The 17,666-nt window shown below is 35.5% G+C and carries 17 protein-coding genes and 5 tRNA genes; 6 read left to right on the top strand and 16 right to left on the bottom strand.

Annotated elements, in window-relative coordinates:
* Nucleotides 1–62 precede the first annotated feature (62 nt).
* The gene (locus OGZ34_RS00365) at nt 63–722 is read left to right on the top strand and encodes a TetR family transcriptional regulator C-terminal domain-containing protein (RefSeq protein WP_263361826.1); all 660 of its coding nucleotides are present in this window, start codon (nt 63–65) and stop codon (nt 720–722) included.
* A complete protein-coding gene (locus OGZ34_RS00360; RefSeq protein ID WP_263361825.1) occupies nt 722–2,026 on the top strand; it encodes an ABC1 kinase family protein in 1,305 nt (434 codons plus the stop codon). Before OGZ34_RS00365 ends, OGZ34_RS00360 begins: the two co-directional genes overlap by 1 nt.
* Nucleotides 2,027–2,091: 65 nt before the next feature.
* Here OGZ34_RS00360 and OGZ34_RS00355 read toward each other — a convergent pair whose 3' ends face one another.
* From OGZ34_RS00355 to OGZ34_RS00320, 8 genes are all read right to left on the bottom strand, one after another.
* The gene (locus tag OGZ34_RS00355) at nt 2,092–3,387 is read right to left on the bottom strand and encodes a cryptochrome/photolyase family protein (protein WP_263361824.1); all 1,296 of its coding nucleotides are present in this window, start codon (nt 3,385–3,387) and stop codon (nt 2,092–2,094) included.
* A 51-nt stretch (nt 3,388–3,438) separates the two neighbouring features.
* Nucleotides 3,439–3,903 (bottom strand): SRPBCC family protein, encoded by a 465-nt coding sequence (locus tag OGZ34_RS00350; protein ID WP_263361823.1) that lies wholly within the window; start codon nt 3,901–3,903, stop codon nt 3,439–3,441.
* 9 nt (nt 3,904–3,912) lie between these two features.
* Nucleotides 3,913–4,353 carry a sterol desaturase family protein gene (locus OGZ34_RS00345; RefSeq protein ID WP_263361822.1) on the bottom strand — a complete coding sequence of 147 codons (441 nt, stop codon included), beginning with the start codon at nt 4,351–4,353 and terminating at the stop codon, nt 3,913–3,915.
* 32 nt (nt 4,354–4,385) lie between these two features.
* Nucleotides 4,386–5,225, bottom strand: a complete 840-nt coding sequence (locus OGZ34_RS00340; protein WP_263361821.1) for a phytoene/squalene synthase family protein — start codon at nt 5,223–5,225, stop codon at nt 4,386–4,388.
* Nucleotides 5,226–5,228: 3 nt separating this feature from the next.
* Entirely contained in the window at nt 5,229–6,695 is a 1,467-nt protein-coding gene (locus OGZ34_RS00335; RefSeq protein ID WP_263361820.1) for a phytoene desaturase family protein, read from the bottom strand.
* Between the two features lie 37 nt (nt 6,696–6,732).
* Entirely contained in the window at nt 6,733–7,632 is a 900-nt protein-coding gene (locus OGZ34_RS00330; protein ID WP_173967592.1) for a MerR family transcriptional regulator, read from the bottom strand.
* Between the two features lie 74 nt (nt 7,633–7,706).
* On the bottom strand, nt 7,707–8,666 hold the full coding sequence (locus OGZ34_RS00325; RefSeq protein WP_263361819.1) for an ion channel: 960 nt from the start codon (nt 8,664–8,666) through the stop codon (nt 7,707–7,709).
* Nucleotides 8,667–8,793: 127 nt separating this feature from the next.
* On the bottom strand, nt 8,794–9,294 hold the full coding sequence (locus OGZ34_RS00320; RefSeq protein ID WP_246253266.1) for a tetratricopeptide repeat protein: 501 nt from the start codon (nt 9,292–9,294) through the stop codon (nt 8,794–8,796).
* Nucleotides 9,295–9,539: 245 nt separating this feature from the next.
* On the opposite strand from OGZ34_RS00320, the gene OGZ34_RS00315 reads away from it, so the two are divergent.
* On the top strand, nt 9,540–10,862 hold the full coding sequence (locus OGZ34_RS00315) for a serine hydrolase domain-containing protein (protein WP_263361818.1): 1,323 nt from the start codon (nt 9,540–9,542) through the stop codon (nt 10,860–10,862).
* A gap of 76 nt (nt 10,863–10,938) precedes the next feature.
* Here the strand turns inward: OGZ34_RS00315 and OGZ34_RS00310 are convergent, their stop codons facing one another.
* On the bottom strand, nt 10,939–11,883 hold the full coding sequence (locus OGZ34_RS00310; RefSeq protein ID WP_396192661.1) for a DUF4421 family protein: 945 nt from the start codon (nt 11,881–11,883) through the stop codon (nt 10,939–10,941).
* A gap of 628 nt (nt 11,884–12,511) precedes the next feature.
* Here OGZ34_RS00310 and OGZ34_RS00305 point away from each other — a divergent pair.
* Nucleotides 12,512–13,456, top strand: a complete 945-nt coding sequence (locus OGZ34_RS00305) for a TauD/TfdA family dioxygenase (RefSeq protein ID WP_263361816.1) — start codon at nt 12,512–12,514, stop codon at nt 13,454–13,456.
* A gap of 309 nt (nt 13,457–13,765) precedes the next feature.
* Here the strand turns inward: OGZ34_RS00305 and OGZ34_RS00300 are convergent.
* The 5 genes from OGZ34_RS00300 to OGZ34_RS00280 form a co-directional block, all read right to left on the bottom strand.
* Nucleotides 13,766–13,838 (bottom strand) — tRNA-Lys (locus OGZ34_RS00300).
* A 41-nt stretch (nt 13,839–13,879) separates the two neighbouring features.
* Nucleotides 13,880–13,952, bottom strand: a tRNA-Lys gene (locus OGZ34_RS00295).
* A 159-nt stretch (nt 13,953–14,111) separates the two neighbouring features.
* Nucleotides 14,112–14,194, bottom strand: a tRNA-Leu gene (locus OGZ34_RS00290).
* Nucleotides 14,195–14,235: 41 nt separating this feature from the next.
* Nucleotides 14,236–14,308: transfer RNA gene (locus tag OGZ34_RS00285), tRNA-Lys, on the bottom strand.
* A 38-nt stretch (nt 14,309–14,346) separates the two neighbouring features.
* Nucleotides 14,347–14,419: transfer RNA gene (locus OGZ34_RS00280), tRNA-Lys, on the bottom strand.
* Nucleotides 14,420–14,546: 127 nt separating this feature from the next.
* Between OGZ34_RS00280 and OGZ34_RS00275 the strand changes: the two genes are divergently transcribed.
* Nucleotides 14,547–15,065, top strand: a complete 519-nt coding sequence (locus OGZ34_RS00275) for a shikimate kinase (protein WP_173967597.1) — start codon at nt 14,547–14,549, stop codon at nt 15,063–15,065.
* Here the strand turns inward: OGZ34_RS00275 and OGZ34_RS00270 are convergent.
* On the bottom strand, nt 15,057–15,557 hold the full coding sequence (locus OGZ34_RS00270; RefSeq protein WP_263361814.1) for a phosphoribosyltransferase domain-containing protein: 501 nt from the start codon (nt 15,555–15,557) through the stop codon (nt 15,057–15,059). The two genes, OGZ34_RS00275 and OGZ34_RS00270, sit on opposite strands and share 9 nt — an antisense overlap.
* A gap of 216 nt (nt 15,558–15,773) precedes the next feature.
* Nucleotides 15,774–16,163: an RNA-binding S4 domain-containing protein gene (locus OGZ34_RS00265; protein WP_173967599.1), complete on the bottom strand. Its 390-nt coding sequence runs from the start codon at nt 16,161–16,163 to the stop codon at nt 15,774–15,776.
* A 79-nt stretch (nt 16,164–16,242) separates the two neighbouring features.
* Here OGZ34_RS00265 and OGZ34_RS00260 point away from each other — a divergent pair, with 79 nt between their 5' ends.
* Nucleotides 16,243–17,433, top strand: a complete 1,191-nt coding sequence (locus OGZ34_RS00260) for an FKBP-type peptidyl-prolyl cis-trans isomerase (protein WP_263361813.1) — start codon at nt 16,243–16,245, stop codon at nt 17,431–17,433.
* The last annotated feature ends 233 nt before the right edge of the window (nt 17,434–17,666 follow it).

Raw genomic sequence — 17,666 nt, 5'->3', positions numbered from 1 at the left:
AAGGCAAAGTAAAGGTACTTAAACATTCCTTACCTTTAAGGCAAATTCTAAATTTTAATGAAATGGCGACTAAAAATAAGACTATTACAAGAGAAGATATCGTTTCAAAATATATGGATGAAGTTTTAGAAAAGGGGCAGAAACCAAAATCGGTGTATCATTTTGCAAAAGAAAATGATTTTACGGAAGCTGAGTTTTATGCTTTTTTTGGAACATTAGAAGGTTTAGAAAAAGAGATATTTAGATTGTTTTTTGCGAATACGATTGATTTGTTGCATAAAAATACGGACTATCAGGAGTATGACATGAAAAATAAAATGCTGAGTTTTTACTTTACTTTTTTTGAGATTTTAACGGCCAACAGAAGCTATGTCCTGCAAGCTCTGAAAACTGACAGGAATCCACTTAAAAATTTAGTACAATTGACTTCGCTTCGTGAGGCGTTCAAAGAATATGTATCGGAAATATTGACCGATGATTACCGACTTGAACAGGAAAAATTTCAAAAATTTCAGGAAAAAGCCCTTCAGGAATCGGCTTGGTTGCAATTGATGATGACCATAAAATTTTGGATAGAGGATTCGTCTGCGGCATTTGAGAAAACTGATATTTTTATTGAGAAATCAGTTAATGCCTCTTTTGAACTGATGAATGTTGCTCCAATGAACCATTTAATAGATTTTGGAAAATTTCTGTTTAAAGAGAAAATATACAGCAAGTAATGAAAACGATCGATTATATACCGACCTCAAAAATAGAAAGAGCCAGTAAATTAGTGCAAACCGGGGCAAAGATTGGAGTAAATTACATCAGGCATTATGCTGAGAAAATGGTGAACTCAGATTTGACCCGTGATAAATTGAATGAAAATAATGCAGAAGATATTTATGACGGCCTCAAAAGCCTGAAAGGAAGCGCACTTAAAGTCGCTCAAATGCTGAGCATGGACAAGAATTTTTTGCCCCAGGCCTATGTAGAGAAATTTTCGTTATCTCAATTTTCTGTTCCGCCGTTATCAGCCCCTTTGGTTTTGAAAACTTTTAAAACCAATTTTGGAAAAACACCCTACGAGATTTTTGATGAGTTCAATGCTAATTCTGTCAATGCTGCCAGTATTGGTCAGGTGCATTTGGCGGTTAAAGATGGTAAAAAACTCGCAGTTAAAATTCAGTATCCGGGTGTTGCCAATAGCATTTCCTCTGATTTGGCTTTGGTAAAGCCTATCGCGATTAGAATGTTTAATTTACAAGGAAAAGATTCTGATAAATATTTTAAAGAAGTTGAAGACAAGCTGATTGAAGAAACCAATTATTTGCTGGAACTCCAACAGAGTAAAGAAGTGGTAGAAGCTTGTAGTAAAATCGAAAACATACTATTTCCTGATTATTATCCTGAGTTCTCTTCGGAGAAAATCATCACGATGGATTGGATGAGCGGAATACATCTTTCAGAGTTCACTGCTAAAAATACAGATCAGAAAGTGGGAGACAAAATAGGTCAGGCGCTTTGGGATTTTTATATGTATCAAATTCATGTTTTAAGAAAAGTGCATGCCGATCCGCATCCCGGAAATTTTCTGGTGGATGACAATAACCAGCTAATTGCGCTCGATTTTGGTTGTATGAAGCAAATTCCGGATGATTTTTATGTGCCATACTTTGAACTAATTAATAAAAATGTAATCACAGACGAAAAGCTTTTCAATCAAAAATTATTCGAATTGGAAATCCTTCGTCCCGATGATTCTGCGTCAGAGATTGAATATTTTACAGAAATGTTTCATGACCTGTTGTCCCTTTTTACCAAACCTTTTCAGGACGAGACTTTTGATTTTGCCGATGAGACTTTCTTTGAAAATATTGCCAAATTAGGGGAGCGATTTACCAACGATACCAATCTTAAAAAAATGAACGGAAACCGCGGTTCCAAACATTTTATCTACATGAACAGAACTTTCTTTGGTTTGTACAATCTGATGTTTGATTTGAAAGCGAAGATTGTTGTAGAGAATTATGTGAAGTATTAAAAAAGGTTTGTTTCAGGTTTCAAGTTTCACGTTACAAAAAAACTGAAACCTGAAACAAAAAAAAGCTATCTCAAAATTCCCTTTTTATAAGTTTCGATCGCCCGATCCCGTGCAAAAGCATGATCCACCATAGGTTCGTTATATCCTAAATCGAATTCCGGAATCCATGTACGTATGTAGATTCCTTTCTCGTCAAACTTCTTTTGTTGAATCTCGGGATTGAAAACTCTGAAATAAGGTGCAGCATCACAACCTGTTCCTGCTGCCCACTGCCAGTTGCCTACATTGGAAGCCAATTCGAAATCTAATAATTTTTCGGCAAAATAAGCTTCACCCCATTGCCAGTTAATGAGCAAATGTTTACATAAAAAACTGGCTACCACCATGCGAACCCGATTGTGCATATAGCCCGTTTCGTTTAGCTGACGCATTCCGGCATCAACCATTGGGTAACCCGTAGTTCCGGAACACCAGCGTTTAAAATCTTCTTCATTATTACGCCATTGAATGCCGTCGTAAGCCGATTTAAAATTGTGGTTCACAACATTTGGGAAGCTAAATAAAATCTGGATGAAGAATTCTCTCCAAATCAGCTCGCTTAAAAAGGTTTGGTTTTTTCGATTGGCCCAATTTACGAGTTTGCGAATACTAACCGTTCCAAAACGCAAATGCGGTGAAAGATAAGAAGTACTGTCCTCAGCCGGAAAATCACGTGTTTCTTTATAATTAGAAATTTGGCTTAAATCGGGAGGAAGCACTTTTATAATACTTTTTTCAAAACCAATTTCGGCTAGTTCCAGAAAGGTAAACTGATTTTTGCTGAAGTTTCCGTACCAGGGTTTTGTGTCAAACTCAGGCGCCTGTCCTAAAAGATGGTATTTTTCAAGCCACTTGTTTTTATAAGGCGTATAAATGGTGTACGGAAGTCCGTCGGCCTTTGTGATTTCTTTCTCTTCAAAAATTACATGATCTTTAAAGGAGTGAGCTGCCACATTATTTTGCGTTAACAATTGCTGAATAGAGGTATCACGTAGGATGGCAAAAGGCTCGTAATCTTTATTGAAAAAAACGTGCTGAATGTCAAATTCAGTTATAAGTGATTCCCAAACCTTACTTGTAGTTCCTTTTTTAATGAGAATGGAGGAATCAATTGCTTTTAGTTGTTCGTTTATTTTTTGAAGTGACTCAAAAATAAACTGAACGCGTGCATCATTTTTGGGAAGGTTTTCCAGAATTTCATCATCAAAAATGAAAAGCGGAATTACTGGAAAATCCGATTGCAGGGCATGAAATAATCCGGTATTGTCTTCTAATCGCAAGTCGCGTCGGAACCAGAAAAAGGAAACTTTTTGTTTTGTCATTGTATGATGTTCTGCTAGATTTTTTATCTCAGCTAAAAGATTTATACTGATTTAAGCTTTTGAATTGAATAGCTCTTCAATTTTATTGTAGCGATAATCAAAAATCGTTTTGAGTTTATTTTTAACAATAAGACTGTTCATGATCCTACCCAGATACCCTAATGGTAAAGCGTAATGCACCACATCAATCATTTTTGTTCCGGTTGCTGTGGGCTCGAAAAAGTGTTTGTGATGCCATAAAGCGTAAGGGCCAAATCGCTGTTCGTCGACAAAATATTGGTTTTCCTTTGAAACAGTGATGATTGTCATCCAGTTAATTTTAATGCCCAAAAGAGGTTTTAAAGTATAGGTGATAATTTGTCCGGGATACATGCGTTTGTTGTCAAAATCCTGAATTTCGAAACTCATATTATCGAGTGTTATCGTTTGGAGATTTTTCGGACTTGAAAAAAAATCCCAACATTCTTCAACAGTAGCGTTTACATGCTGTACGGTTTCTATTTTGTATACTCTCATAAAATCAATTTAAATTTTATAATATTTAAAAGGAACAAACAACATTCCGAAACATTCTCCGTCCTCTTTGCCTAGGTGCTTGTGATGCATTTTATGTGCTTTTCTTAAGCCAATCAAGTATTTGTTTTTGGTGTTTTTAAACCATTTAAAACGCTGGTGTATAAGGACATCGTGAATTAAAAAATAACAGGCGCCATAGAGTGTTACCCCGCAGGCAATGAAAAATAAATAGTTGAATCCGCCCTGAACACCAAAATAAAACAAGACGATACTCGGAATAGCAAAAATGACAAAAAAGATATCATTGCGTTCAAAAGGGTGTTCGTATTTAGGCTGATGATGATCGGCGTGAAAATACCACATAAACCCATGCATGACGAATTTATGTGTAAGCCAGGTCACACATTCCATGAATAAAAAGACACCTAAAAAGATCAGAAAAGAAATCATTTTGTATAGTTTCTATGTGTTCGAAATTGATTTTAAACTAATTTTAATTTATACGTTACAAACGATTGTGCTAAAAGGCCGGCTTTCGTATAGTTAGATACTCTGATTCTCGAATTTCCAATCTCATAATAAGGCGTGTTTTTAAGCTTTTGAAGCAGTTTCCTGTAGTAAATATAGGCAGTATAAACACCGAATTTGGCTTCGATAGGCAGTTTTATGATACCTTGATATGCGATTCTGAAATCTTCTTCAATTTCGGCTATGATGGTGGTTTTCGCTTCTTCATCAAAAGAATTTAAATCTACACCCGGGAAGTAATTTCGATTTAGAACCAAATTATCTTCTTTCAAATCTCTTAGGAAATTAACCTTCTGAAAGGCTGATCCCAGTCGTGTTGCTTCATTTTTGAGTTGCTCGTATTTATGTTCGTTTCCTTTTACAAAAACTTTCAGACACATTAAACCTACCACATCGGCTGAGCCATAAATATATTCTTCATATTCGGTTTGAGTAGGATAACTTGATTTGATAAGATCTAATTTCATGCTTTTTAAAAATGCCTGAATTAGATCGTCAGTGATATTGTATTGTTTTACGGTATGCTGAAAAGAGTTGAGAATAGGGTTAAGACTGATCCCTGTTTGCATCGCTTTATAATATTCTTTTTCGAAATCAGAGATGAGATTTTCTTTTTCAAAGCCATGAAAAGAATCGACAATTTCATCAGCAAAACGTACAAATCCATAAATGCTGTAAATCGCATCACGAATACCGGGCGACAGCATTTTAACTGCCAGTGAAAATGAGGTACTGTAACTTTGGGTAACCAGTTTACTGCATTTGAAAGAAACAGTGTCGAATAGTGATTTCATTGGTTAAGATCTAAAAGATTTTTGAATTAGGTCAGCTACTAGTTTTCCTGAAATTAAAGCAGGCGGAACACCTGGTCCGGGAACAGTTAACTGTCCGGTGAAATATAAATTACGAACTTTTTTACTTTTTAGTTTTGGCCTTAGAAAAGCGGTTTGTAATAATGTATTAGCCATTCCGTAGGCATTTCCTTTATAGGCATTGTAATCTTCAACAAAATCATTCTTACAAAAAGATCTCTTAAATATAATGTTATTTTTTATTTGTTGATTGGTCAATTGTTCAAATCTGGAAATTATTTTTTCAAAATACGTTTCACGAAGTACTTCATTATCTTGTATTCCAGGTGCTAACGGAATGAGGAAAAAACCGCTTTCCATTCCTTGTGGCGCAGCAGACGGATCTGTTTTAGAAGGGAAGTTGGCATAAAATAGTGGTTCGTCAGGCCATTTCGGTTCGTCGTAGATATCAATGGCATGTTGGTTAAAGTCAACATCAAAAAACAAAGAGTGATGTGTGACGTTTTCTATTTTTTTATTGAATCCCACAAAAAATAAAAGCGAAGAGGGAGCAAAAGTGCGACTCTCCCAATATTTTTCCGAATAAGCGCGATGTTCAGTATCCAGTAAAGTTTCGGTATGGTGATAGTCGGCGCCGCTTAAAATAACATCCGCTTCTATCGTTTTTCCATTAATTAAAAGCGCTGTTGCAGTTTTGTCTTTTACCACAATCTTTTCAATCGCGACATTGGTTTTAATGGTGACTCCTAATTGTAATGCCAGTTTTTCGATTCCGTGTACGACATCGTACATTCCGGTTTTTGGGTGCCAAGTTCCTAAACCAAAATCGGCATAATTCATAAAATTGTAAAAAGAAGGTGTTTTTGTAGGCTTCGCACCTAAAAACAAAACAGGAAATTCCAGAATTTGTATTAGTTTTTCGTTCTTGAATTGCTTTCGGATGTCGGTACTTACAGTACTTAAAAACTGATTTAGTTTTAAAGTAGTCTCGAGTGTAATTAATTCGAGTGCTGAGACTCCGGGACGATACACTAAATTCTTAATGGCAATATCATAATTGCTTTGTGCCTGACGAATGAAATTTTCTAGTTTTTTACCGCTTCCGGTTTCGATTTGCTCGAAGGTGTTTTTTATTTCGTCTAAATTATCAGAGATGCTAATGAAATCATTTAGACCAAAATAGACTCTGTAAGCTGGATTGAGTTTTATGAGTTCGTAATAATCAGACGTTTTTTTATTGAAATCCAGAAAGAAACGTTCGAAAACATCCGGCATCCAATACCAGCTTGGTCCCATGTCGAAAGTAAAGCCGTCTTTTTTATATTGTCTGGCTCTGCCTCCAATAGTCTCATTTTTTTCATAAATAGTTACCGTATTACCTTGTTGTGCGAGGTAACATGCAGCAGCTAGAGAAGAGAAGCCTGATCCTATTATTGCTATTGTTTTTTTCATTTGTTTAACAAATATACAAAAACTTTAAACAAAAATATTACAGCATGCTGATAGTTTCTTCCATTGAATCGAAAACTCGTATTCTTTCGGATAAAACTTTCTGATCGATATGTTCTACCATATTACCCATAAGCCAGATTTCATTGTTTTTCTGAAGTAGTTTTTGCCCCATCGATTTTACGTATTGATTGATTACGTTGCGATCTGGCTGAATAGTCATGAAAGATACAAATGTAATGTTTTCGAAATGTTTGGTTAAATCCTGCAGGTTTTCGATAGGCATACTTTCGCCTAAATAGATGGTTTTGTATCCATTTAGTAAAATTTCATATTGCAGATAGAGCAACCCTATTTTATGAATTTCATTTAGAGGGAGCGAGAGTACAAAAATTCTGTTGGTTTTAGTTGGTTTTAGAATTTGAAGGCTCTCGGTATAAATTAAGATTTTCTGCTTGATGAGGTGACTCATGAAATGCTCATTGGCCGGAGTTATGGTTTCGGATTGCCATAATAATCCCAATTCTTTTAGTAAAGGAAGAAAATGGTCTTTGAAAACTTCCCGAAATGATTTTTCGGAAATAAGCCAGTCAAAAGTATTGAAGAAGATTTCCTGATCAAAATTCATCATTGCCATTTTAAAAGAAGTAATGGCATAATTCTGTGAGTTTTTCTTCGAGATAATTTCGCGAACCAGTTGCGGGATTTTTTCTTCCGGATAGGTCGCTATTTTGGATATTTTATAGCCGTATTCGTGTAATAATGTTATGTTTAAGAGTTTTTGCAGATTTTGTAAATTATAAAGCCTGATATTGGTGTCAGTACGCATGGGTTCTAAGATATTGTATCTTTTTTCCCAGATACGAATGGTATGCGCTTTTATCCCGGATAAGTTTTCAAGATCTTTTATGCTGAAAACAGTTTTAATGTTGTTTATCATTATTGGCTATTTATTGAACAAAAATAGAATAAAATCTCAAATTACCTTTATAACTTGAGTGAAATCATAGATTGCTAGAGGTTTACCGATTGGTAATCGTTTAATTTGTCTAAATGAAGGATGGTTCTGGAACCATCTTTACTTCTGTTGTACATGGTTTCAAATTTGGCCCCATAAATTAGTTCATCAAAAGTATAGGAAGTTCTTGCAGCAACAGTATTACTGTACATATCGTCAAAAGTGGTAATGAAAACCAATATTTCACCATGTGTTTTTTTAAAATCTTCCTTAGTAAAATTGTACAAAGGACTGTTTTCGGTTATGGGATGCACGAGAGTCCAGCTTAATGAAAGTGCATTTATATGTTCAAGTTCCAGATCTAAGCTATAAAATTTGTTGGTTTTTATACCGTTTTCTTCCAGGTTTAATCCTAGAGTCATTTTGGCTTTTGCATCTGTAAAATTGGTGTTTTTAAAAGGAACAAGGCGTATCATTAGACCTTTTTTGTCGCCATAAGGAGAAATTAAGGCATGGTCGGCAAATTTTAAAAAAGCGGTTGGTTTACTAAATCTTCCAAAAAATAAGCCCGTTGCTATTGCGAAGCTCAGTAACCCAATCAGGGCTTCGGCGGAAGAAAGAGCACTCGTTAAAAATCCGGTAGGGCTAATGTGTCCGTAACCCACAGTAGTAAAAGTCTGCGCGCTAAAAAAGTAAGCTTGTCCAAACTGAGTCAGTACACTTTCAGACTGTTTGATTCCGTCAAGATGTTCAATTCCGATCGCATAATAGGCAATTGCAAAAAGAAAATTGATTCCAATGTAAAAAGCAAACAAAATAAACATGAATTTCCAGTTTGGCATGTCGATCATGGTGTGGTACCAGCTAATACGACGAAGCAGGTGCATCCCCCTTTTTTCGACATTTGGAGTTCCATTTTTGTTTACAAAACGACCTCCGTAGCTGTTTGCATTCGACCCAAAACCAGAATTGATGTCGGTTTGTGCTTTTTGGTTTATTTTTTTGAGAAGTGCCATTGCTGTTTGGTTTAAGTAACAAAAGTAAAAATATCTTTCAGACCAGAAAATGGGCTGTAAAGAAAAAGCAATCTGTAAATATAATTTCTACAGATTGCTTTGGTGTTTATTGTTTTAAGATTACTCTCTATTTACAAAAAGTTGCTTTGTTTTTGATAGCGCTTTGGCTGCCTAATTCGATTGCTTTTGTGAAATCTTTGCAGGCATTTTTTTGGTCGCCCATTTTGTTATAAGCCAAAGCTCTCAGATTGTAAGCGATATAATCTTTAGGGTTCAACCCTAGAGATGAGGTACAGTCTGCAACAGCCTCTTTAAAATTCATTAATTTATAGTTCACGTTGGCTCTTCCGGTAAAAGCATCGGCATTCATACTATCCAGGTCGATGGTTTTGCTAAAATCAGCCAGAGCTCCTTTGAGATCGTTGAGCTTTAGCTTTGCAACACCACGATTTTGATAAGCTTCGACAAATTTTGAATTCATACTGATGGCTTTTGTGTAATCGGCAATTGCTCCTTTGGTATTACCGGCTTCGGCCTTTTTTATGGCTTTGTCAAAATAGCCGGTTGCGGATTGTGCCCAGGTCGAGCAAGTGATCATCAGAAATGATAATAATAGAAATTTTTTCATAAACCAATTTGGGATTAGGTTAGTAGGTTAATAATTCGGAAACGAATTTAGTGAAGTTTTTGTTTTGTAAGAGAAGTTCGTTTATGAAATATTCATTATTTTTTTGCTAAATCTAGAGGTTTTATACACTTGTTAGAGGTAGAAATTTGATAGGATTCATAAGGTGTTTGAAATTAAGTTCTTAACTTAGCATATGTCGTTATGTTTTCCTGTTTTTTACTGTTCCTTAATTAATTTAGAATAACATGAAACAAGTCTTTTTTTTGCCTCCGTTTTTATTTAGTTTGATGCTTTTTTGGAGTAACAGCACCGCTGCACAGGAAAAAACAATGTATTTGGATGCTGCACAGAGTGATCCAATAATGATGGGATGGATGAAAGGTTCTCCTCCGCCGGATAATAAGATTCCGCGATTTGAGGATGGAAGTTTTTTTCAGTTTCCGGCTCTTCGATGGAGCGTGGCTCATATGCGCCAGTTTATGCCAACAGTAAATGTTTCGCGTGGATTGGGTACGGCAGTACCACTAACAAAAAACAGCAATAAAGATATTGACAAGATTAAGTTTGTTCCTCTGGGGGAAACAAAAGCGATGACCTGGGAAGTATCTATGCAAAAAGTCTATGCGGATGGTGTGATTGTGATGCATCATGGGAAAGTTGTATACGAAAAGTACTTTGGAGCCTTAGCGGTAGACGGACAACATGCAGCGATGTCGGTTACAAAATCGTTTACCGGTACACTTGGTATTATATTGGCAAAAGAAGGCTTGATCGATACAACAAAAACGGTTTCCTATTACATTCCCGAACTTAAAGAATCGGCGTTTGGTGATGCTTCTGTGAGAGAAATTATGGACATGACAACTGCTCTACAGTTTAGCGAAGACTATGCTGATCCTAGTGCCGAAATATGGAAGTTTTCGGCAGCTGGAAATCCATTGCCAAAACCTAAGGATTATACAGGGCCAAAAACATATTATGAATATTTGCCAACGGTTAAGAAAAAAGGAGTTCATGGAGAGAGCTTTGGGTATAAAACCGTTAATTCGGATGTTTTGGGATGGATAATTTCCAGAGTTACCGGAAAAACAGTGGCTGAGGTGCTCTCTGAAAAAATATGGAGAAAAATAGGAGCGGAGCAAGATGGTTATTTTTCTGTTGATGTGATTGGGACACCTTTTGCCGGAGGTGGTTTTAATCTTGGTTTGAGAGACATGGCACGTTTTGGTCAGTTAATTCTAAACAATGGCAAAGTAGGCAAGCAACAGATTATTCCTAAAGCGGCAATCGACGACATTAAGAAAGGCGGTAATAAACAAGCATTTACTAAAGCTGGATATTCTCTCTTAAAAGGATGGAGTTATAGAAATATGTGGTGGATTACTCATAATGCACATGGAGCGTTTTGTGCGCGTGGTGTACATGGACAAGTCATTTACATCGATCCGAAAGCTGATATGGTTATTGTGCGTTTTGCATCTAACCCAGTTGCTGGTAATGCTGCAAATGATCCTTATTCTTTGCCTGCTTATGAGGCTGTAGCAGAATTTTTGATCAATCGTAAATAGACACCAGGCCTTTTTTGATAAATTGGAGTTTCAGGTTGGAGTTCGTTTTTTAGCTTCAGACGAAGAATGCTGGGTTTTATTCTGATTTTTCTCTACTTGAAAAAGGATTGGTGTTTAATCGCCAGATTGCGCTAATCTGGAAATTCCCCGAAGATAAACCGATGTTATTTTTATTGTCGTCAGAGAAAGAGGAGAAGGTAGCATTATTGATATAGGATAACCCGAGAGACCATCTCTCTTTGTTGTATCCAAAAGCAACTCTGGGGAAAAATGTTGGGTAAACTTCGATTCTTTGTTTGCCAAAATCGTTTATTCTTTCACTACCAATATTGGCGCCTATTGTTGCCGATCCGCTCGTAAACCATCTTTTGCTGATCGCCCAGGTATAAGCATAGCCTCCGCTGATACCAAATTGAAAATTGCGCAATGAGTTTCTGGATTTGTATACAAAAGAACTGTCGGAACCTATTTTTGAAAAATAAACGCCTCCGCCAAGCAGAAAGCTTCCTGCAGATTTTAATTGCCTTTCGTTTTGTACGAAAGCAGCTTTGTAGGAGAATTTTTTGTTATTAAAGACATACTGTCCAAAGGCTCCATATTGTTGAATTTTTAGATCAGGGAATAATTGTATGTTTTTGTCGGCATCGTCGGCAGTGTAGAACCCATGATATTTTTGAATGAAAAGGTCAATAATGAACTTTCGTCCGTAATTATGGATTTGAAAATCGAGTGCTTTGGTTTTTCCTTTTTCCTTGTCTTTCAGGAAGCTTAGGCCTTGTCCGTAACTAAAATCAATTATGGTGTTTTTTATAGAGAGACCAAGACCGAAACTCATGGGGGTGTTGGGCATAAATTTTTTAATGTCTCCATCTGTTTCCTGTTGTAATGAAATGAATTTCATCGACAAATAGGTTCGTATGGAAGCTTTGTTTTCAAAAGGCTTGATGTACGTCGTGTCGATCTGCGCAATGCAAAAATACGGGAGAACAAAAATAAGAAGTAGCGAAAAGTAGAATTTCATTAGATTGTCGAACGGAAAATGATTGGGCTTATTGTTGGTAAGGGAGTTTTAAAAGCTATTTTTCATTGTTTTGTTTCATTGCAGAATTGGTCTTATTTCTATTGCAATGACAAGTTTCGTATTTCTAAGTTTTCTTATTCAGCGTATTAATTTGGTTGATATGTTTTGAGTCAGCTAAGGCGTTCAATATTCAAAGATATCTAAAATTATTGTAGAAGATAGTATTTGGTGAAAAATGGACATTGTTTTAATGAGGTATCGTTTTAATGAATTTATGTACGGTGCTTTGAGCTATTTTTTAGTTTTCAGGGATGATTTTTTTGTTTTGTAAAATACTGATAATTAATGGTGTATTGCTTTTTTGTTCTCCGAAGGACTGCATGCTTAAGAAAGTAACGAGTGAATATTTTGCAGGATTATTCTTTAATGTTGATTATTCTTTTATATTTGAGTTATAGAATGTTTATTCTTACGTTTTTTCTTTAAAATAAAATATGCTTTTTTTTCTCTTTTAAATTACAGATCTAAGGAAGGAATAATACTTAAGTGGTTCTTGAAAAAGAACTAAGTAAAAAGGTATGCTAAGACAGGAGTAAATTGTTGTTTTTTAACTAAATAAATATATTAAATGTTGTCAGAGAAAGAAGAGAATATGCCATTTATATGGTATAAAAAAGAAGATGATAAAAGAAGTCTTCAGGAAATTATTAAAGAAGAAATGGATGTCATAATAAAATTTACTCATACCAATGGGGCAATTTTGTTTAGAGGATTTGATGTTGATAATGAAATTTCTTTGGAGGAGTGTACTTCCAGTTTTCCTGGGAATGGCCTGGATTATGTTGGTGGAAACTCTCCAAGAACCAAACTGCATAATAAAGTATATACATCAACTGAGTATCCGCCAAATTTATTCATTTCTCTCCACAATGAGCTTTCTTATGCAAGTAGCTGGCCTAAGTTTATATTTTTTTGCTGTTCTGTTCCTTCACATACTGGAGGGAGTACGGTCATTGCTGATAGTAGAAAGATATATAATGATCTTTCGGAGGAATTGTTAAACGAATTTAAAACTAAGGGTGTTCGGTACATCAGAAATCTTAATGGTGGTGCCGGTGCCGGTGTTTCCTGGCAGAAGACTTTTGAAACAGATAATAAATATGAGGTCGAAGAACATTGCAGATTAAATCAAATTGATATAAAATGGCGTAGTAATAATAGCTTGCAGCTAATTGAAAATAGACAGGCGATAGTTCAACATGATGTTTCTTCCGAGTGGGTTTGGTTCAATCAGGCGGATCAGTTTCATCCTTCAACTAATCCGCCGCAAATATACGAAGCTTTGATGGATTGCTATGAGGATGATGTATTGAGTATGCCTCAATATGCATGTTTTGGTGATGGAAGTTTTATTCCGTTGGAGTATCTCGATGAAATAAGAGAAGTTACAAGAAAACATAGTGTTTATTTTACTTGGAACAAAGGAGATTTGCTTGTTCTTGATAATGTTTTAACAGCTCATGGCAGGGAGCCTTTTCAGGGAGAACGAAAGATTTTGGTTTCTATGCTGTGATACTAAAATTTAAAAATTTAATAAAAGCAACATTTGAAGTATGGAATCGAAATGATGGTAAAATATAAAAATGTTGCTTTTTTTGCAGTGTAAGGTGCTCTTATGGATTTCCAATCGGGTCATATTTAAGCGTTCTCATATTACCTGTAGAAAAAAGGGCCTGAAAAGCAATTTTTAAAGATTAGGATTTAGAGACGGGAAAAATTTGTCTTTTATGTTAGTTTGAGTTTTTAATAGAGAATGGTTGTGTTATTTCATGACTGGACAGGAAATAAAAAAAGGCCAGATAAATAAATATCTGACCTTTTGTGACCCGACTGGGGCTCGAACCCAGGACCCCATCATTAAAAGTGATGTGCTCTACCAACTGAGCTATCGAGTCAATGCTATCAAGAAAAGTATTTTGTTAAATCACAAATTTTGTGACCCGACTGGGGCTCGAACCCAGGACCCCATCATTAAAAGTGATGTGCTCTACCAACTGAGCTATCGAGTCATATTCTTTCCTTGAACGCGGGTGCAAATATAAGAAGTTATTTTTGATATATCCAACCTTCTTTTAAGTTAAATTTAAGTAAAGAATTAATACGTTGAAATGGAGGGTGTAAGCAAAAAAAAAAGGTAAAGTACGTTTTGCGTATTTTACCTTTTTTAGTGACCACGGTGGGATTTGAACCCACACGCCCTTACGAGCACCACCCCCTCAAGATGGCAAGTCTACCGTTTCTCCACGTGGCCAAAAATTAAAAAAGGTCAAGTAAATTAATACTCGACCTTTGTGACCCGACTGGGGCTCGAACCCAGGACCCCATCATTAAAAGTGATGTGCTCTACCAACTGAGCTATCGAGTCAATGCTATCAAGAAACTTATATTGTGAATCACAGTTTGTGACCCGACTGGGGCTCGAACCCAGGACCCCATCATTAAAAGTGATGTGCTCTACCAACTGAGCTATCGAGTCATATTCGCTTCTTGAACGCGGGTGCAAATATAAGAAGTTTTTTTTATTATTTCCAAGCTTATTTATTATAAATTTGTCTTTTTTTAATCAAAATTTACAACCTCTTAGTTTATAAGGTATTATTAAAATGAAAAAAATCATATTGTTAGGATATATGGGTTGCGGGAAGTCAACGATTGCCCAAAATATGTCGAAAATTACAAATATTCCGTTTCTGGATTTAGACAAATGTATCGAAAATAGAGTCAATTTATCAATAAATGAGATTTTCGAGCAGCATGGAGAGATCTATTTTAGAAAATTAGAGCACGAAATGTTTGTAGAATTGCTCCAATCTTCAGAGAATAGTATAATTGGTTTAGGTGGAGGGACACCGTGTTATGCCAATAATCATGAATTGTTAAAAGGAGAGGGTGTTGTTTCGATATATTTAAAGGCTTCGATAGAAACTTTATATGGAAGATTGATTCATAATAAAAGCAAACGACCGTTAATCGCTGATATGAATGAAGAGGAAATGAAAGAATTTATCGCGAAACATTTATTCGACAGAAGCTTTTATTATAACCATGCGCAATATAAAGTTACGGTTGATGATAAAACTGTCGAAGAAACGGTTCAGGATATTTTAGCGATTTTAGCTTAAGAAAGCATAGTTGTCGCCGTTTTCATCAAAAACGACCTGTACATGTTCTAATAAAGAAGTAGACAAGGAAATTCCTTTAAAATCGGCTTTTACAGGATACTTTTTGTGATTTCTGTCTACCAGTACTGCTGTTTTGAATTTCTTAAGTGGAACATCTAAGAAATGACGAACAGCATATATTAATGTAGTACCTGAATTTAAGACGTCATCAACCAATACCAGGCCTTTGTTCTCGTACTCTTCTTTAGCTAATGATGTAGTGATAGGGAACTGTGGATTTTGTTTGTTGACCTTAACTTCGCAAAGCGAAACTCTAAGCGTTGAAATACTGGCTAGGGCCGAAGCGAGCTTTTGAGCAAAAACAGAGCCGTTTGAAGCTATTCCGGCGATTACAACTTCGTCTTCATCTACAAAAGTTTCATATATCTGATAAGCGATACGTTTTATTTTGTGTTCGATTTCCTGATTGGTTAAGATGATGTTTTTGCTCATGATTTAATTTTTTGCTAATATAACTAAATTTAAATTTCAATATAAAAAACTCAAATTCCAATTTTGATAATGGAATTTTTAATTTTTTAAATCCCGAATTCCAATGTTGGGGAAGGGATTTTGAAATCATAGTGTTGAGGTTTGATTTTTAGTATTTTACCTGTTTAAAGTTTTTGCAGACATAAATTTTGGAATTTGAATTTTAGAAATTTGAATTTAAACTTCTTCTTCCTCGTCAAAAATCTCATTGCCGTATTCATCAATATCCCGACGGTCTTTTTTGGTAGGTCTTCCGGTTCCGCTTTTGCGATAATGCTCTTTGGATAGTTTTAGCAATTCCAGGTGTGCATAAGCTTCAGGGGGAGTTTCGTTTTTTCGGTAGATGTCAACCAGTTTTGCTCCTACACGGCTTTCAGGAATGTCGAGTACGGTTATAATTTGTGTGATCTGATCTTTTCTAAAGGTAATTCTGTCAGTAGGAAAAACCTCTTTGGATGGCTTTGCAACTTGTCCATTTACAGTGATATGGTTTTTTTTGCAGGCTTCCGTAACCATGTTTCGGGTCTTATAATATCGCACGCACCAGAGGTATTTGTCTATTCTCATAATTTTTCTAAAATCAAAGTTAAAATCTTTACAAAAATAAATCAATATTGTATCTTGCGCACCTAAAAAATTAACAATAATGAATAAATTTAAATATTATTTTATTTTATTGCTTGCGGGTGTTTCGTTGGTTTCTTGTAGTAAAAAGGATGATGATGAGGTGGTGACTGTGCCATTAAGAGATTATGCTACGCAATATAAAGCTGATAATGATTCTATTGAGAAATATTTAAAGACAAATTATATAACTGTTATCAATAGCCCGGGAACTCCTCAAGATCAGGATGTGGTGATTAAAAAAATAGTCGCAGGTGATGGAAATGTTTCTATTTGGGATCAAAAGACATATCTTTTAGAGACAAGAAACGTATATAGTAATGATGTCAACTATAAAGTTTATTATTTAACTTTAAGAAAAGGAACTGGTAGTGCTCCCACCAATACGGATAAAATTGTATGTTCTTATACTGGGACTTTGTTGAATAATACGTTGTTTGATACTTCGAATAATTTCCCGAAATATTTTAATTTGTTTCCATATGCAGTTGAGAGAACTGTAATTGAAGGGTGGTCGGAGATTTTTCCGAAGTTTAAGACCGGTACCTCAAGCACGGATAATAATGGGGTTATTACTTATAGTGGTTATGGCGCAGGGGTTATGTTTTTGCCGTCAGGATTAGGGTATTTTGGAAGTCCTCCAGATAATAGTGTTCCGGCCTATTCTCCCTTAGTGTTTAGTTTTAAGCTTTTCGATCTTCAAAGAATGGATAATGAGTATACTCTTTCTTCAACGGGTCTGGTTTTTGTAGGAGACGGGGTTCCGGATTATCTGGAAGATCTTAATGGAGATGGTTACTTGTATGATTATAGCCTGAATAAGACTAAGTATCCCAATCCGCCAAAAAATGATAAAGTGTATGATACCGATGGTGACGGGATTTCTGATTTTCTTGACTTTGATGATGATGGAGATGGTTTTTCAACCCGATTTGAAATTACAAAGCCTGCAGGAGAAATTGGTATTGTAAATGGTATTAATTATGGTGTAAGTAAATATTACCCTTGGGAGCCGGTTGTAGATAATCCATTAACTCCTAATGTAGATGAAACTGAACCAAGGGGTATTCCGAGAAGGCCAAGAGGAGCGCTTGCAGATCCTACCAAGCCAGAATCGTATACGAATTCGAGAAAATACATAGATGCAGATTATACAGAGTCAGGTAGAAAAAGAATTCATTTGGATAAAACCTTTCCTTATAAGCAGAATTAATTTTTAATTTATAGCAAATTTTAAGACCTCGAAAGTGATTTCGAGGTTTTTTTATGGCTAATGCCTAACGAATTGTTTAAAATCTAAGAATAGTATTGTGTTAAAGTTTGAAAAAGCACTTTGGTTTAATCGTCTCTTTGTAAGTGTTTTAAGTGGGTTTTTTCTGATTATTTGAAAACACTTGCATGTTTATGTAGTTGTAATCTTATTTTATTATGTATTATTGTAGGATA

This window comes from Flavobacterium collinsii (assembly GCF_946903285.1).
GTDB classification, from domain to species: Bacteria; Bacteroidota; Bacteroidia; order Flavobacteriales; family Flavobacteriaceae; genus Flavobacterium; species Flavobacterium collinsii.
Note: the sequence above shows the minus strand (reverse complement) of the source record. Positions and strands in the feature narration are given on the sequence as shown.

What these genes read in the sequence shown, in the direction of transcription:
- OGZ34_RS00340 (WP_263361821.1), bottom strand. Translation starts at nt 5,225, where the DNA reads ATGAAATCACTATTCGACACTGTTTCTTTCAAATGCAGTAAACTGGTT.
- OGZ34_RS00345 (WP_263361822.1), bottom strand. Translation starts at nt 4,353, where the DNA reads ATGATTTCTTTTCTGATCTTTTTAGGTGTCTTTTTATTCATGGAATGT.
- OGZ34_RS00355 (WP_263361824.1), bottom strand. Translation starts at nt 3,387, where the DNA reads ATGACAAAACAAAAAGTTTCCTTTTTCTGGTTCCGACGCGACTTGCGA.
- OGZ34_RS00260 (WP_263361813.1), top strand. Translation starts at nt 16,243, where the DNA reads ATGAATAAATTTAAATATTATTTTATTTTATTGCTTGCGGGTGTTTCG.
- OGZ34_RS00365 (WP_263361826.1), top strand. Translation starts at nt 63, where the DNA reads ATGGCGACTAAAAATAAGACTATTACAAGAGAAGATATCGTTTCAAAA.
- OGZ34_RS00330 (WP_173967592.1), bottom strand. Translation starts at nt 7,632, where the DNA reads ATGATAAACAACATTAAAACTGTTTTCAGCATAAAAGATCTTGAAAAC.
- OGZ34_RS00320 (WP_246253266.1), bottom strand. Translation starts at nt 9,294, where the DNA reads ATGAAAAAATTTCTATTATTATCATTTCTGATGATCACTTGCTCGACC.
- OGZ34_RS00335 (WP_263361820.1), bottom strand. Translation starts at nt 6,695, where the DNA reads ATGAAAAAAACAATAGCAATAATAGGATCAGGCTTCTCTTCTCTAGCT.
- OGZ34_RS00325 (WP_263361819.1), bottom strand. Translation starts at nt 8,666, where the DNA reads ATGGCACTTCTCAAAAAAATAAACCAAAAAGCACAAACCGACATCAAT.
- OGZ34_RS00270 (WP_263361814.1), bottom strand. Translation starts at nt 15,557, where the DNA reads ATGAGCAAAAACATCATCTTAACCAATCAGGAAATCGAACACAAAATA.
- OGZ34_RS00275 (WP_173967597.1), top strand. Translation starts at nt 14,547, where the DNA reads ATGAAAAAAATCATATTGTTAGGATATATGGGTTGCGGGAAGTCAACG.
- OGZ34_RS00360 (WP_263361825.1), top strand. Translation starts at nt 722, where the DNA reads ATGAAAACGATCGATTATATACCGACCTCAAAAATAGAAAGAGCCAGT.
- OGZ34_RS00315 (WP_263361818.1), top strand. Translation starts at nt 9,540, where the DNA reads ATGAAACAAGTCTTTTTTTTGCCTCCGTTTTTATTTAGTTTGATGCTT.
- OGZ34_RS00310 (WP_396192661.1), bottom strand. Translation starts at nt 11,883, where the DNA reads ATGAAATTCTACTTTTCGCTACTTCTTATTTTTGTTCTCCCGTATTTT.
- OGZ34_RS00350 (WP_263361823.1), bottom strand. Translation starts at nt 3,903, where the DNA reads ATGAGAGTATACAAAATAGAAACCGTACAGCATGTAAACGCTACTGTT.
- OGZ34_RS00265 (WP_173967599.1), bottom strand. Translation starts at nt 16,163, where the DNA reads ATGAGAATAGACAAATACCTCTGGTGCGTGCGATATTATAAGACCCGA.
- OGZ34_RS00305 (WP_263361816.1), top strand. Translation starts at nt 12,512, where the DNA reads ATGTTGTCAGAGAAAGAAGAGAATATGCCATTTATATGGTATAAAAAA.